Genomic DNA, 14,459 nt, shown 5'->3' with positions numbered 1-14,459 from the left:
CGTGGCGATGGCGGGGACCGTCGGGATGCGACGTCCGCGGCGCTCGGTGCCCGAGCTGCCCGGCGGCGAGCTGGTGCTCGAACCGCCGCCCGAGCCGGAGCGCCCGGTCCCCGGCGGACTCGTGCAGCGGCTGCTCCCGCTGGCGATGGTCGGCGGGGCGCTGCTGTTCGTCGTGCTGGGCCGCGGGGACACGAGCACCTGGCTGTTCGGCGGGATGTTCGCGCTGTCCGCGCTGGGCATGCTCGCCGGCGGCGGCCGCGGCGCCGGCGCGCGCACCGCGACGATGGACGAGGACCGCCGCGACTACCTGCGCTACCTCGACGTCCTGGGCGGGCGGGCCCGCGCGATCGCCGCCGAGCAGCGGCACGCGCTGGAGACCGTGCACCCCGACCCGGCCGCCTGGCCGGACGTGCTCGCCGCGGACCGGCTGTGGGAGCGCCGCCCCGGCGACGACGACTTCGGCCGACTGCGCGCCGGGCGCGGCACCCAGCGCCTCGCCACCCGGCTCACCGCCCCGCACACCGGTCCGATGGAGACACTCGAACCGCTGTCCGCGCTCGCGCTGCGCCGGTTCCTGCGCCGCTGGTCCACCGTGGACGATCTGCCGGTCGCCGTCGACACCCGCGCGTCGGCGACGATCTGGCTCGAACCGGACCCCGACGCCGCCCCGGTGCTCGACCTCGCCCGGGCACTGGTCGCCCAGTACGTCACCTGGCACGGTCCCGACGACGCGCGGCTCGCCGTCGTCGCGCCGGGAGGTGCGGCCGCGCGCTGGGAGTGGGCGAAGTGGCTGCCGCACGTCGCCCACCCGCGGCTCTCCGACGCCGTCGGGCCGGTCCGGATGATCACCGACGACCCGGACCGGGTGCGGCGCTGGTGGGTCGACGAGCCGTCCGCGGCCCAGCAGCACCTGCTCGTCGTGCTCGACGGGGCCGCCGACACCCCGGGCGCGTGGGCCGGGCTGCCCGGCGTCACCGTGCTGCGGCTGGGGCCCGCGGGCGGGCGCAGACCCGCGGCGTCGGTGCTGCGCCTGGCCGCCGGGACCGGGCCCGACGGCGTGCGCACGCTGCGCCGGGGCGGGCCCGGCGGCCGGGAGGTCGGCATCCCCGACGGGCTCGTCGTCGCCGAGGCGCTGGCACTCGCGCGCCGGCTCGCGCGCTACCGCCCGGACGGCACCGCCGACGTCGTTGCGTCCGGTGTGGATAGTGCTGCGACCGGGCTTCCGTCGTTGCTCGGACTGTCCACGACGGACGCGGGCGGGGTCGCCGCGCTGCGCGGCCGACGCGGGCCGGGGGAGCGGCTGCGGGTCCCACTGGGCACCGACGGCGGCGGCCGGCCGGTGCTGCTCGACCTCAAGGAGTCCGCGCAGGGCGGTGCGGGGCCGCACGGGCTGTGCATCGGCGCGACCGGCTCCGGCAAGAGCGAGCTGCTGCGCACACTCGTCCTCGGGCTGGTCGCGACGCACACCGCCGAGGAGCTCAACCTGGTGCTCGTCGACTTCAAGGGCGGCGCGACGTTCCTCGGCCTCGCCGGGCTGCCGCACACCTCCGCGGTGATCACCAACCTGGCCGAGGAGCTGACCCTGGTCGACCGGATGGCCGACGCGCTCGCCGGGGAGATCACCCGCCGCCAGGAGGTGCTGCGCGCCGCGGGGAACCTGTCGTCGCTGGCCGAGCACGACGCGCTGCGCCGGGACGGGGCACCGCTGGCGGCGCTGCCGTCGCTGCTGGTCGTCGTCGACGAGTTCTCCGAGCTGCTCGCCCAGCGCCCGGAGATGATCGACCTGATGGTGACCATCGGGCGGCTGGGCCGCTCGCTCGGCATCCACCTGCTGCTGGCCTCGCAGCGACTGGAGGAGGGACGGCTCCGCGGCCTGGAGTCGCACCTGTCCTACCGGATCGCGCTGCGCACCTTCTCCGCCGCGGAGTCCCGCGCGGTGCTGGGCGTGCCCGACGCGCACCTGCTCCCGCCGACGCCCGGCGCCGCGTACCTGTCCGCGGGCACCGACGAGCTGGTGCGCTTCCGGGCCGCCTACGTCTCCGGCCCGGACACCCCGCGGGCCGCCCGTCGCCGCGCACCCGGGGCGCCGCGGGTCGCGCTGCCGTTCCGCGCGGGCCCGGTCGCGCTGCCCGCCTCGGCGCAGCTCCCGGCGCCGGACCCCGGGCCCGCGCCCACCGGCACCGTTCTCGACCGCATCGCCGACGCGGTGTCCGGGCCGGGTCCGCGCGCGCACCGGGTGTGGCTGCCGCCGCTGGCGGAGCCGCCGCCGCTGCCGGTGGTGCTCGGTGACCCGTTGGTCCGGGCCGGGCGCGGGCTGTGTGCCCCGGGACCGGCCGGACGGCTCGCCGCGCCGGTCGGGCTCGTCGACCGGCCCTACGCCCAGCGGCGCGACCCGCTGGTGCTGGACCTGTCCGGCGCGGCCGGGCACCTCGCCGTCGTCGGGGGGCCGCGGTCGGGGAAGTCGACCGCGCTGCGCACCGTCGTCACCGCGCTCGCGCTCACCCACACCCCGGCCGAGCTGGGCGTGCACGTGCTCGACCTCGGCGGCGGCACGCTCGCCCCGCTGGCCGGGCTGCCGCACGTCGGGACCGTCGCCGACCGCCGGGCCGGCGACCTGGTGCGACGGGTGGTGGCCGAGACCGTCGCCGCCGTCGACGAGCGCGAGCAGCTGTTCGCCGCGCACGGCGTCGCCGGGATCGAGGAGTTCCGGGCCCGGCGCGCCGCGGGCGGGTTCGCCGAGGTGACCGCCACCGACCTGCTGCTCGTCGTCGATGGCTACGCGGCGCTGCGCGCGGGTTTCTCCGACCTCGACGAGAAGCTGACCGCGCTCGCCGCCCGCGGGCTCGCCTACGGCGTGCACCTCGCGCTGTCCGCCGCCCGCTGGGCCGAGATCCGCCCCGCGCTCAAGGACCAGCTCGGCAGCCGGGTCGAGCTGCGGCTGGGCGACCCGTCGGACTCCGAGGTGGACCGGCGTCGCGCCGCCGCGGTGCCCGCGCTGCCCGGGCACGGCCTGTCCGCCGACGGCGAGGCCACCGTCGTCGCCGCGCCCTGCCTGGTCCCCGGCACCGACCCGGCCCGGGAGATCGACGACGCCTGGGACGGCCCGTCGGTCGGCCCGGTGCGGCTGCTGCCCACCCGGATCGAGGTCGCCGAGCTCCCGCCCGGTCCGGGCCGCGGCCCCGCGCTCGGCGTCGACGAGGACCGGCTCGCCACCGTCGAGCTCGACCCGGACGAGCCGCACCTGCTCTGCTTCGCCGACTCCGGCGGCGGCAAGACGACCCTGCTGCGGACCCTCGCCCACGGCATCGCCGCGCGGTGGACGCCCGAGCAGGCGCGGATCGTCGTCGTCGACCACCGGCGGACGCTGCTCGGCGGGGTCCCGCAGAGCCACCTGCTCGCCCACACCTCGACCGCGCAGGCCACCACCGACGCCTGCGCCGAGATCGCGGGCTCGCTCGGACGGCGGCTGCCCGGCCCGGACGTCACCCCGGCCCAGCTGCGGGAACGGTCCTGGTGGAGCGGGCCGGACGTGTGGCTGCTCGTCGACGACTACGACCTCGTCGTCCCCGCGGCGGGCTCGACCGGCACGCACCCGCTGCTCGCACTCGCCGAGTACCTGCCGCAGGCCCGCGACGTCGGGCTGCACGTCGTCCTCGCACGCCGCACCGGCGGGGCCGGGCGGGCGCTGTTCGACCCGGTCCTCGGGCGGCTGCGCGAGCTCGGCGCCCCCGGCCTGGTCGGCTCCGGCAGCCCCGACGAGGGCGCGCTGCTGGAGAAGGTCCGCCCCGGGCCGATGCCACCCGGCCGCGGCGTGCTCGTCGACCGGCGGGCCGGGGCGCGACGGGTGCAGCTGGCCTGGACCGAGCCGGGGTGAGCGGCTTCGCGGTCGCCGTGCACGACCGCCGCGACGCGGTGCTGCTCGCCGCCGCGGACGCCGCCGGGCTGCGCCTGGTCGCCGCGGCCCCGCCCGGCACACCCCCGGCGACGGCCGTCGCGGACTACTTCGGCGACGAGCCGCCCGGCGTCGTCGTCCGGGTCGGGACGACGGCGGGCGGTGCCTTCCCCGGAGGCCCGCGGGTGCTGGTGGTCCCGGCCGCGGTCGCGGTGCTCGCGGCGGAACCGGAGCTGCCGGACGGGCCGGTCCTGGTCGTCGACGACGACGTGGTGCTGGTCCGCGACGGGGTGCCGGAGCGGGTGGGGGAGCGGGGCTCCGACCTCGCGTCGCTCGTGCGGGCGACCGGTGCGGAGCTGGTCGTGGTCGCCGGGACGTCCGGCCCGCTCCTCCGCGGGGAGCACACTGCCGCGGACACCCGGGCCGCCGGCTCCTGGACCGCGGGCTCCCGGACCGCGGGCACCCGAGCTGCGGATACCCGGGCCGCGGATACCCGGGCCGCGGCCCCGCCCGGCGGCCCGGTGGGGTCCGGGCTCCGGTGCCCGGTGCGCGTCGCCGGGCTGCGGCCCGACGGCGGCGAGCCCTGGGGCCCGGAGGCGGCGGCCGTGGTCGGAGCGGCCGTGCTCGGCGCCTCCGTGCTCGCCGACCTCGGCCCCGATCCGGCCGCCCCGCCGCCCGGCAGCCACGGCGCGGGCGAGGCGGCGGAGGAACCGGACTGGCCCGGTGCGCCCGACCCCGTCACCCCACCCCCCGAGGGCCCGGACCGCGCCCGGGCGGCGATCGTCGTCGCCGGGGTGCTGGGGGCGGTCCTCCTCGGTACCGGGTTGCTGCTCGGCGGCCCGCGCCCGGTGACGCCGGCCGGGCCCACGGTCGTCCAGTACGGCTACGCCGCCGCGCTGCCCACCGGCTGGGAGCACACCGGCGGCGACCCGCAGCGCCGACGCGTGCTGCTCACCCCCGCCGGCGGCCCGGACGGGGCCGACCTCCTCGTGCTGGAGCGCAGCCCGCTCGGCTACGACGCCGGCCGCGAGCCCGACCGGGCCCGCCGCGAGCTCGCCGCGCTCGTCGGTGACCCCGGGCCGGTGCCCGCGACGGTCGGCGGCCGCGCGGTCCTGCGCTGGACCGAGACACCGGGCGACGGGACCGTCGTCGACTGGCACGTCGTGTTCTCCGGCACCGACGAGCTCGTCGCCGGGTGCCGGCGGCCCGTGGGCGCCCCGGTCGCCGCGGCCTGCGCCGAGGTGGTCGCGACGCTGCACCGGGTGCCCTGAGCCGTCCGGCGTTCCCGGTCGCGAACGGTCCGGCCGGAACGGCCACGGCCACCGGCGCGCCCTGTCACTGTGCGCGGGCCGGGGGCACCGCGCCCCCGGGCCCGGGAGCCGTCGACACGGCCGCGCCGGGGTCCGATCAGGGGACGAGGTGGGACGTATGGCCGACGGGTTCGGCACGACGACCGAGGAGATGGTCCGCGCGGCGGGCCAGGTGCGGGCGGTGAGCGACGCCGTCAACGGCGAGCTCGGCCGCCTGCGCAGCCAGCTGGGACCGCTGCAGGGCCAGTGGTCCGGCACCGCGGCGACGGCGTTCGCCCAGCTGATGGCCAAGTGGGACACCGAGGCGCGGCGACTGAACGAGGCGCTGGGCGCGATCGGCGAGCAGCTCGGCGGCACGGCGACGACGTACCAGCAGCAGGAGGACCAGAACCGCACCGCCATCACGTCGGTGCTCGGGTGAGGGGGAGCCACACCATGGGATCCGAGATCAAGGTCACCTTCAGCGCGCTCGAGACGGCGTCGGCCGACACCGTCGCGACGACCGCACGCATCAACTCCCAGCTCGAGGACCTCCGGCGGCAACTGGCGCCGATGGTCGCGACCTGGACCGGCGACGCGGCGGCCACCTACCGGGCGTCGCAGCAGAAGTGGGACACCTCGGCGGCCGAGCTGACCACCACCCTGGGCACCATCGGGAAGCTCGTCGGTCAGGCCGGTCAGAACTACCGGGCCACCGAGCAGGCGAACCGGGCCCGGTTCGCCTGACACCCGGTCCGGGGGCCCGGACGACCCCCTTGCGTCCGCCCCCGGAACCGGCGGGTACCCTTGGCTCTCGTTGTGCAGCGGTGGAGACCCGCGGGCGCCGTCCTCCGGCGACAGCGGCGGGATCGAGCGTCCCTCCGGCGTCCACCAGCAGCACGCTGAGGAACCAGAGACTAGAGAGTGGGCCGGAACCCGTGCGGACGGCCCACCAGCCGAGAACGACGACGAGGTAGATCCGTGCCCACGTACAGCCCCAAGCCCGGCGACATCCAGCACGCCTGGCACGTGATCGACGCCGAGGACGTGCGCCTCGGTCGGCTCGCCACCCACGCTGCCACGCTGCTGCGCGGGAAGCACAAGCCGACCTACGCCCCGCACGTCGACAACGGCGACTTCGTGGTCATCGTGAACGCGGAGAAGATCTCGGTGTCCGGCAACAAGCGTGCCGACAAGTTCATCTACCGCCACTCCGGCTTCCCGGGTGGCCTCCGCCAGCGCTCCGTCGGCGAGATGATCGACAGCCAGCCCGACCGCCTCGTCGAGAAGGCGATCAAGGGCATGCTGCCGAAGAACCGTCTCGGCCGCGCCATGGCCAAGAAGCTGAAGGTCTACGCCGGCCCGGCGCACCCGCACGAGGCCCAGAAGCCGCAGCCGTTCGAGATCAAGCAGGTCAGCCAGTGACCACCCCGAGCAACGAAGAGGGACAGCCCGTGACCAGCCCCGAGAACGGACCCGACGAGGTCGTCGACGCGGTCGAGACCGAGGGTGCGGCCGCCGAGGCGACCGAGACCGAGGCCACCGAGACCGAGGTCGCCGACGTCGACTACACCATCGGTGACGCCGCCGACTTCGACGCCGACGAGTTCGCCGCCGAGGCCCCCGTGCTGGGCGACCGCCCGGTCCAGACCGTCGGCCGCCGCAAGGAGGCCGTCGTCCGCGTCCGGCTGCTGCCGGGCACCGGTGGGTTCACCCTCAACGGCAAGCCGCTCGAGGTGTACTTCCCGAACAAGCTGCACCAGCAGATCGTGAAGGAGCCGCTGGTCCTCGTCGAGAAGACCGAGCGCTTCGACATCTTCGCCAACCTCAAGGGTGGCGGCACCGCGGGTCAGGCCGGCGCGCTGCGCCTGGCCATCGCCCGTGCGCTGGTCGAGCTGGACTCCGAGGACCGCCCGCCGCTGAAGAAGGCCGGCTGGCTGACCCGTGACGCCCGCGCCGTCGAGCGCAAGAAGTACGGCCTCAAGAAGGCCCGCAAGGCGCCCCAGTACTCCAAGCGCTGATCGCACACCGGATGCCTCGTCTCTTCGGAACCGACGGCGTCCGGGGCCTGGCCAACGGCGAACTCCTCACTCCGGAGTTCGCCGTTGGCGTCTGTGCCTCGGCCGCCCGCACGCTCTCGAACGGCTCCGGCCGCCGGCCCCTCGCGGTCGTCGGACGCGACCCCCGCGCGAGCGGCGAGATGCTCGAGGCCGCGGTCGTCGCCGGGCTCACCTCGGCCGGTGCGGACGCGATCCGGGTCGGTGTGCTGCCGACCCCGGGCGTCGCGCACCTGGTCGCCGAGACCGGCGCCGACCTCGGCGTGATGATCTCCGCGTCGCACAACCCGATGCCCGACAACGGCATCAAGCTCTTCGCCGCGGGCGGCCACAAGCTGCCCGATGAGGTCGAGGACGCGATCGAGCAGCAGCTGGCCGCCGGGCTCGGCGCCCGCCCCACCGGGGAGGGCATCGGCCGCGTCTGGGACGCCCCGGACGCCACCGACGTCTACGTCGCGCACCTGCTCTCCGCCGCGCCCGGCTCGCTGTCCGGGCTGCGCGTGGTCGTGGACTGCGCGCACGGCGCCGCGGCGCTGGCCGCGCCGGAGGCCTACCGGCAGGCGGGCGCGGACGTGATCGCGCTGCACGCCGAGCCGGACGGTCTCAACATCAACGACGGCGTCGGGTCCACCCACCTGGGCCCGCTGCGGTCCGCGGTGCGCGAGCACGGCGCCGACCTCGGCATCGCCCACGACGGCGACGCCGACCGCTGCCTGGCCGTGGACGGGACGGGCGCCGTCGTCGACGGTGACCGGATCATGGCCGTGCTGGCGCTCGCCATGCGCGACGCCGGCGAGCTCGCCCACGACACGCTCGTCGCCACGGTGATGAGCAACCTGGGCCTGCACATCGCCATGCGCGAGGCCGGGATCACCCTGGACACCACCAAGGTCGGCGACCGCTACGTGCTGGAGCGGCTGCGCGAGGGTGGGTTCACCCTCGGCGGCGAGCAGTCCGGGCACGTGGTGCTGCCGGGCCACGCCACCACCGGCGACGGTCTGCTCACCGCCCTGCGGCTCATGTCGCGGGTCGCGCAGACCGGCACGTCGCTGGCCGAGCTCGCCTCGGTCGTCACCGTGCTGCCGCAGGTGCTGCGCAACGTGCCCGTCGCGGACAAGGACGCGGTCGCCGCGTCGGCGGACGTGGCCGAGGCCGTCGCCAAGGCCGAGGCGGAGCTGGGGGACACCGGCCGGGTGCTGCTGCGCCCGTCGGGCACCGAGCAGCTCGTCCGCGTGATGGTCGAGGCGCCCAGCGAGGGCGAGGCCGACGCCGTCGCGGGCCGGCTGGCCGAGGTCGTCGCCGCCGCGCGCTGACCCGCACACGCCGATCGGGGCCGTCACCCACACTGGGTGGCGGCCCCGACGTCGTTGTCCGGGGCCGCGGAGCCCTGCCGGGACGGCGTTCCGGGCGCGGCCCCGTCGGTCGCGGTGGGGACACGCGTTCGCGGTCGCGAACGGGATCGGCGGTTCGGGGACGGTGCGGGTGCGGGCGGGCGCAGGCTGGGCCGATGCGACCGGACGTGCGGCGGGACCCCGAGGCGCTGGACCGTGCCGCGCGCGGGCTGGACGAGCTGGCCGCCGGACTGACCGCGGCCCCCGCGACCGGGCCCGGCGACGGGGACCGCGCGGTCCGGCTGCGGCGGGTCGCGGACGAGCTGACGGCGCTGGCCGACGCGACCCGGCGCGCCGCGGCCTCGGCCCGGGCGGTGGACGCCGACGCGGCCACGGCGTTCCGGGCGGTCCCGGGTGTCGATCAGCACCGTTCCGCCCTTCACGGGGCGGAAACGTGCTGATCGACGGGACGGACGCCGGCGTCGCGGACCAGGTCAGGGCCCTGCGGGCGCTGGTGGGCCGGCTCGACGACGCCGCCGGGCTGCTCGCCGGGATCCGCGACGCCGTCGCCGACGCGTGGGACGACCCGGCCGGGCACGCGGTGACGGCCCGGCTCGACCTCGTCGGGCGCGAGGTGCACCGGCTGGCCGACGAGGCCGCGCGGGACGCGGCCCGGGCGGAGGACACCGCCCCCGCCGATCCGGCGCGGCACGGTCCTCCGGCCCACCACGACCCGGCGACGCCCGGGTGCTCGGGTGCGACGGAGTCAGACGGCGCGGGGCGCGTACCCGCGGACGTCCCCGGCATGCGCCTGCCCGGCCTCACCGGGACGCGCGTCACCGACCGCCGCGGCCCCGTGGCGCCGTCGCTCGCGGACCCGTCCGAGCGCTGAGCCGGGCCACCGCGTCCCGGCTCCCCCTCCCGGGGCACCGCCGGCAGCGCTGTCCTGCCCAGGCCCGCCCCGCTCCCGGTCGCGACCGGGGGCAGCCCTCGAGTCCGCGCGCTGATCCGCGGCCCGCGCGCGTCCGGACGCACGCGAGGAGCGGATCACCGCGCGAGGAGTGGATCACCGCGCGAGGAGTGGATCACCGTGCGAGGAGCGGGTCACCGTGCAGGCGGCGGTCTCAGTGCGAGCAGCGGATCGCTGAGCGGGTAGCGGGTCACCGTGCGGGGCGAGTCGCTGCGCGAGCGGTGGACCACCCTGCGGGCGGTGGATCGCCGCGTGGGCGGCGGATCGCCGGGGGCGGCGGTCGCCCCGCGGGGTCAGCCGCCGATGCCCAGCAGCCCCGACGACGACTGCTGGTCATGCTCGTCGTCGGGCTCCGGCGTGAGGTCCACCACCGGTGCCCCGGGCACGTTGCCCGAGGTCAGCGAGGACACCCGCTTCTCGTTCTGCAGCTCCTGCATGAGGAACGCCGTCACCAGCGCCCGGGTGATCTTCCGGGTCCGGTGCTGCGGGCGGTTCTGCAGCAGGAAGCTCGTCCAGTGCCTGCCCTCGCAGAACCCGAGGTGCCCGGCCTTCTCGATCTCGCGGAGCGTCACGTCGGTGCCGGCCTCGTGCTGGGCGGCGGCGATCCGCTGCGCGTGTCCCTCCATGGGGGCCAGCGAGTCGACGGCGGCGGCGAGGTGCAGCGTCGGGACGGTCACCGCGGGGGCCGCCTCGATCGCGGACGGCTTCACCTCCGACGCGGCGAGGGTCACCAGCGCGCCGAGGCGCTCACGCCGGGCGGCGGCGAGGACGGCGGCGCCGCCCCCGGTGCCGTGCCCGACCAGCGCGGTCTTGCGGGCGTCGACGCTGACGTGGCCGTCGCCGAGCCGGACGCCGACGCACACGTCGAGGACGGTGTTCAGGTCCGAGGCGAACCGGGCGACGCTCGGGACCGGGCCGCGCTGGGTGTTCGGCGCGGCGGCGACGAAACCCCAGGTCGCGAGGTGACGCAGCAGCTCGTGGTAGCGGTGCGCGGGCTGCAGCCACGCGTGCCCGATCACCACGGCGGGCAGCTGGTAGCCCTCCGCGGGGGTGTAGACGATGCCCGGCAGACCGATCAGGCCCAGGTCGCCGTACTTCACCGGGTTCGGCCCCGGACGCGACAGCACACCGAGGGCGTCCTTGGCCCCCTTCATCGACGGGGGGCGGGTCACGCTGGTCCGGGCCACGGTCGGCACCGTACCGGTGCAGGTCACCGCGTGCCCGCCTCGCACGGACGTCCGGCGTGGCGCCGGACCGACCCCGTCGCCGGAAGATCGGCAACCGGGCGTCGATACGCTCATCCGTATGTGTGGCATCGTCGGTTACGTCGGTCATCGGTCCGCACTCGACGTCGTCCTCGGCGGCCTGCGACGACTGGAGTACCGCGGTTACGACTCCGCCGGCGTCGCGCTGCCGGACGGCGGTGAGCTGCTGGTCGAGCGCAAGGCCGGAGCCCTGGCCAACCTGGAGGCACGTCTCGAGGAGATCGGTCGCGACCGGTTCACCGGGACCTCGGGCATCGGGCACACGCGGTGGGCCACGCACGGCCCGCCCACCGACCGCAACGCCCACCCGCACCGCAGCAGCGACGGCAAGGTCGCGGTCGTCCACAACGGCATCATCGAGAACTTCCTGGAGCTGCGCGCCGAGCTGGAGGCGCAGGGCATCTGGGCGGAGTCCGACACCGACACCGAGACCGCCGCGCACCTGGTGGCGCTCGCCCACGCCGACGGCCCGACGAAGGGCGACCTGCCGGCGTCGGTCCGCGCCGTCGCCCGCCGGCTGGAGGGTGCGTTCACCCTGGTGGTGACGCACGCCGACGAGCCGGAGCGGATCGTCGCCGCCCGTCGCAACTCCCCGCTGGTGCTCGGCATCGGCGAGGGCGAGACGTTCCTGGCCTCCGACGTCGCGGCGTTCATCGAGTTCACCCGCGACGCCGTCGAGCTCGGCCAGGACCAGGTCGTGACGATCACCCGCGACGGCTACGACGTCACCGACTTCCACGGGGAGCCGGTCGGGGTCAACCCGTTCGAGGTGACCTGGGACCTCGCCGCCGCCGAGAAGGGCGGCCACGACTACTTCATGCTCAAGGAGATCGAGGAGCAGCCGACCGCGATCGCCGACACCCTGCGCGGGCACCTCGTCGACGGCCGGATCGTCCTCGACGAGCAGCGCCTGACCGACCAGGACCTGCGCGACGTCGACAAGGTCTTCGTCGTCGCCTGCGGCACCGCGTACCACTCCGGGCTGCTCGCGAAGTACGCGATCGAGCACTGGACCCGGATCCCGGTCGAGATCGAGCTGGCCAGCGAGTTCCGCTACCGCGACCCGGTGCTGGACCGCTCGACGCTGGTCGTCGCGATCTCCCAGTCCGGCGAGACCGCCGACACCCTGGAGGCGCTGCGCCACGCGAAGGAGCAGAAGGCCCGGGTGCTGGCCATCTGCAACACCAACGGGGCGCAGATCCCGCGCGAGTCCGACGCGGTGATCTACACCCACGCGGGCCCGGAGATCGGCGTCGCCGCGACGAAGACGTTCACCGCCCAGGTCGCGGCGAACTACCTGGTCGGCCTGGCCCTGGCCCAGGCGCGCGGCACCAAGTACCCGGACGAGGTGGTCCGCGAGTTCGAGGAGCTGGAGGCCATCCCGGCCGCCGTCGCCCACGTGCTGGAGTCGCTCGGCGAGGCCCGTGCGCTCGGGCAGGAGCTGGCGCCGTCGAAGGCGGTGCTGTTCCTCGGCCGCCACGTCGGCTACCCGGTGGCCCTGGAGGGCGCGCTCAAGCTCAAGGAGCTCGCCTACATGCACGCCGAGGCCTTCGCGGCCGGCGAGCTCAAGCACGGCCCGATCGCGTTGATCGAGGACGGGCTGCCGGTCGTGGTGGTGATGCCGTCGCCGAAGGGGCGCGCGGTCCTGCACTCCAAGCTGCTGTCCAACATCCAGGAGATCAAGGCGCGCGGGGCGCGGACCGTGGTCCTCGCCGAGACCGGCGACGAGACGGTGCGCCCGTTCGCCGACCACCTCTTCGAGCTGCCCGCGGTGCCGACGCTGCTGCAGCCGCTGGTCGCGACGATCCCGCTGCAGGTGATCGCGGCCGAGATCGCCCGGGCCCGCGGCTACGACGTCGACAAGCCCCGCAACCTGGCGAAGTCGGTCACCGTCGAGTGATCACCGGTTGTGGAGCGGAGCGTTCGCGACGCGGGCGTCCCGCTCCACAACCGTCGATCATGGTCGCCCGGCGCTAGCCTCGCGGCCATGCACGGGCTCCACACCGCGGACCAGGTACGGGCGGCCGAGGCGGCCATGATGCGCACCGTCGGCGACGGGGTGCTGATGCGCCGGGCCGCGGCGGGGCTCGCGCACCACGTGCGGGAGTTCCTCGGCGCGACCTACGGCCGCCGGGTGGTGCTCCTCGTCGGGGCGGGCGCCAACGGCGGCGACGCCCTGTGGGCCGGCGCCGAGCTGCGCCGCCGGGGGGCGCACGTCACCGCGGTGCTGCTGGCGCCGGACCGCGCGCACCCGGCGGGCCTCGCCGCGCTGCGCGCCGCCCGCGGGCGGGTGCTGGTCCTGCACCCGTCCGGCCCGGCCGCCGGCCCCGGTCCCGGCGCGGGCGGCGACACCGGCAGCAGGGCCGGCACCGGCGGCAGCACCGGGACCAGCACGGGCGAAGGAGCCGGCACCGCCGGCGACCCCGGGAGCAGCGCCGGCGACAGGACCGGCACCGGCACCCCGGCCGCCGGCGGGCTCGACGCGGCGCGGGCGCTGGTGGCGGGGGCGGACGTCGTCGTCGACGGGATCGTCGGCATCTCCGGGCGCGGCGCGCTGCGCGACCCGGCCCCGGAGCTGGTCGCCGCCGCCGACGGGGCGGGTGTGCCGATCGTGGCCTGCGACCTGCCCTCGGGCGTCGACTGCGACACCGGGGCGACCGACGGGCCGCACGTCCGCGCCGCGCTGACGGTCACCTTCGGCTGCCGCAAGCCGGTGCACGCCCTCGCCGCCCCCCTCTGCGGCCCGGTACGGCTGGTGGACTTCGGGCTCGGGCCGTTCCTGGAGGGGACCGAGCCGCACGCCCGGGTGCTGTCCGACGGCGACGTCGGCGCCCGCTGGCCGGTCCCCGGCCCCGACGACGACAAGTACAGCCAGGGCGTCGTCGGGATCGCCGCCGGGTCGGCCACCTACCCCGGCGCCGCCGTCCTCGCCGCGGGGGCCGCGGCCCTCGCCACCTCCGGGATGGTCCGCTTCGCCGGGTCCGCCGCCGACGAGGTCCGCAGGCACTGGCCGGAGATCGTCGCCACCGGCGACATCACCGACGCGGGCCGCACCCAGGCCTGGGCGGTCGGGCCGGGGCTGGGCACCGGCGGGCAGGGCCAGGCGGTGCTGGAGGAGGCGCTGGACCGCGAGGTGCCGCTCTGCCTCGACGCCGACGCGATCACCCTGCTCGCACAGCACGCCCACCTCCGCGACCGCATCCACGGCGAGCCCGTCGTGCTCACCCCGCACGCGGGGGAGTTCGCCCGGATCGCGGGCGAGGTCGGGCCCGACCGGATCGGCGCCGCCCGCCGCGCCGCTGCCGACCTCGGGGTGACGGTGCTGCTGAAGGGGAACGCGACCGTCGTCGCCGCACCGGACGGACGGGTGCTGGTCGACCCGGCCGCGGACTCCTGGGCCGCGACCGCGGGCTCCGGCGACGTGCTCACCGGCATGATCGGCGCGCTGCTGGCCGCCGGGCTGGACCCGTGGTGGGCGGCGGGCTGCGCGACGCTGGTGCACGCCCGCGCCGCGACGGCGGCCGCCCGCGAGCACGGGCTACCGCCGGTCCCGGCGCCGGCGTCGGCGATGCAGGCGGCGATCCCGGTCGCGCTGCGGGCGGTGCGGGCCGCCGCCTCCCCGTACTGACCGCGGAAGCGGCACACCGGCGGACCT

At 76.8% G+C, this 14,459-nt stretch carries 12 protein-coding genes; 11 read left to right on the top strand and 1 reads right to left on the bottom strand.

Annotation, left to right across the window (positions count from 1 at the left end; all coding sequences use genetic code 11):
- Nucleotides 1-7: 7 nt before the first annotated feature.
- The 9 genes from eccCa to KPL60_RS27235 all read left to right on the top strand — a co-directional run bounded on the left by eccCa (nucleotide 8) and on the right by KPL60_RS27235 (nucleotide 9,461).
- Entirely contained in the window at nucleotides 8-3,874 is a 3,867-nt protein-coding gene (gene eccCa, locus KPL60_RS27275; protein WP_226367619.1) for a type VII secretion protein EccCa, read from the top strand.
- The gene (locus tag KPL60_RS34910; protein ID WP_226367618.1) at nucleotides 3,871-5,163 is read left to right on the top strand and encodes a type VII secretion-associated protein; all 1,293 of its coding nucleotides are present in this window, start codon (nucleotides 3,871-3,873) and stop codon (nucleotides 5,161-5,163) included. Before eccCa ends, KPL60_RS34910 begins: the two co-directional genes overlap by 4 nt.
- 157 nt (nucleotides 5,164-5,320) lie before the next feature.
- Nucleotides 5,321-5,623, top strand: a complete 303-nt coding sequence (locus KPL60_RS27265; RefSeq protein WP_226353807.1) for a WXG100 family type VII secretion target — start codon at nucleotides 5,321-5,323, stop codon at nucleotides 5,621-5,623.
- A 14-nt stretch (nucleotides 5,624-5,637) separates the two neighbouring features.
- Entirely contained in the window at nucleotides 5,638-5,928 is a 291-nt protein-coding gene (locus KPL60_RS27260) for a WXG100 family type VII secretion target (protein ID WP_062397784.1), read from the top strand.
- A 234-nt stretch (nucleotides 5,929-6,162) separates the two neighbouring features.
- On the top strand, nucleotides 6,163-6,606 hold the full coding sequence (gene rplM / locus KPL60_RS27255) for a 50S ribosomal protein L13 (protein ID WP_062397782.1): 444 nt from the start codon (nucleotides 6,163-6,165) through the stop codon (nucleotides 6,604-6,606).
- Nucleotides 6,603-7,202 carry a 30S ribosomal protein S9 gene (rpsI, locus tag KPL60_RS27250; RefSeq protein WP_369804852.1) on the top strand — a complete coding sequence of 200 codons (600 nt, stop codon included), beginning with the start codon at nucleotides 6,603-6,605 and terminating at the stop codon, nucleotides 7,200-7,202. Before rplM ends, rpsI begins: the two co-directional genes overlap by 4 nt.
- Nucleotides 7,203-7,213: 11 nt before the next feature.
- On the top strand, nucleotides 7,214-8,551 hold the full coding sequence (glmM, locus tag KPL60_RS27245; RefSeq protein ID WP_226367617.1) for a phosphoglucosamine mutase: 1,338 nt from the start codon (nucleotides 7,214-7,216) through the stop codon (nucleotides 8,549-8,551).
- Nucleotides 8,552-8,745: 194 nt separating this feature from the next.
- Complete coding sequence (locus KPL60_RS27240) at nucleotides 8,746-9,030, top strand: hypothetical protein (protein WP_226353805.1); 285 nt, start codon at nucleotides 8,746-8,748, stop codon at nucleotides 9,028-9,030.
- A complete protein-coding gene (locus KPL60_RS27235; RefSeq protein WP_226367616.1) occupies nucleotides 9,024-9,461 on the top strand; it encodes a hypothetical protein in 438 nt (145 codons plus the stop codon). Before KPL60_RS27240 ends, KPL60_RS27235 begins: the two co-directional genes overlap by 7 nt.
- A 371-nt stretch (nucleotides 9,462-9,832) precedes the next feature.
- Here the strand turns inward: KPL60_RS27235 and KPL60_RS27230 are convergent, their stop codons facing one another.
- On the bottom strand, nucleotides 9,833-10,726 hold the full coding sequence (locus tag KPL60_RS27230) for a dienelactone hydrolase family protein (RefSeq protein ID WP_226367615.1): 894 nt from the start codon (nucleotides 10,724-10,726) through the stop codon (nucleotides 9,833-9,835).
- A gap of 118 nt (nucleotides 10,727-10,844) precedes the next feature.
- On the opposite strand from KPL60_RS27230, the gene glmS reads away from it, so the two are divergent.
- Together glmS and KPL60_RS27220 are read left to right on the top strand one after the other, a co-directional pair.
- Entirely contained in the window at nucleotides 10,845-12,704 is a 1,860-nt protein-coding gene (gene glmS / locus KPL60_RS27225) for a glutamine--fructose-6-phosphate transaminase (isomerizing) (RefSeq protein WP_226353802.1), read from the top strand.
- 87 nt (nucleotides 12,705-12,791) lie between these two features.
- The gene (locus tag KPL60_RS27220) at nucleotides 12,792-14,432 is read left to right on the top strand and encodes an NAD(P)H-hydrate dehydratase (protein ID WP_226367614.1); all 1,641 of its coding nucleotides are present in this window, start codon (nucleotides 12,792-12,794) and stop codon (nucleotides 14,430-14,432) included.
- Nucleotides 14,433-14,459 lie beyond the last annotated feature (27 nt).

Origin of the sequence: Pseudonocardia sp. ICBG162 (genome assembly GCF_020496225.1) — a bacterium.
In the GTDB taxonomy this organism is placed as follows: Bacteria; Actinomycetota; Actinomycetes; order Mycobacteriales; family Pseudonocardiaceae; genus Pseudonocardia; species Pseudonocardia alni.
Note: the sequence above shows the minus strand (reverse complement) of the source record. Positions and strands in the feature narration are given on the sequence as shown.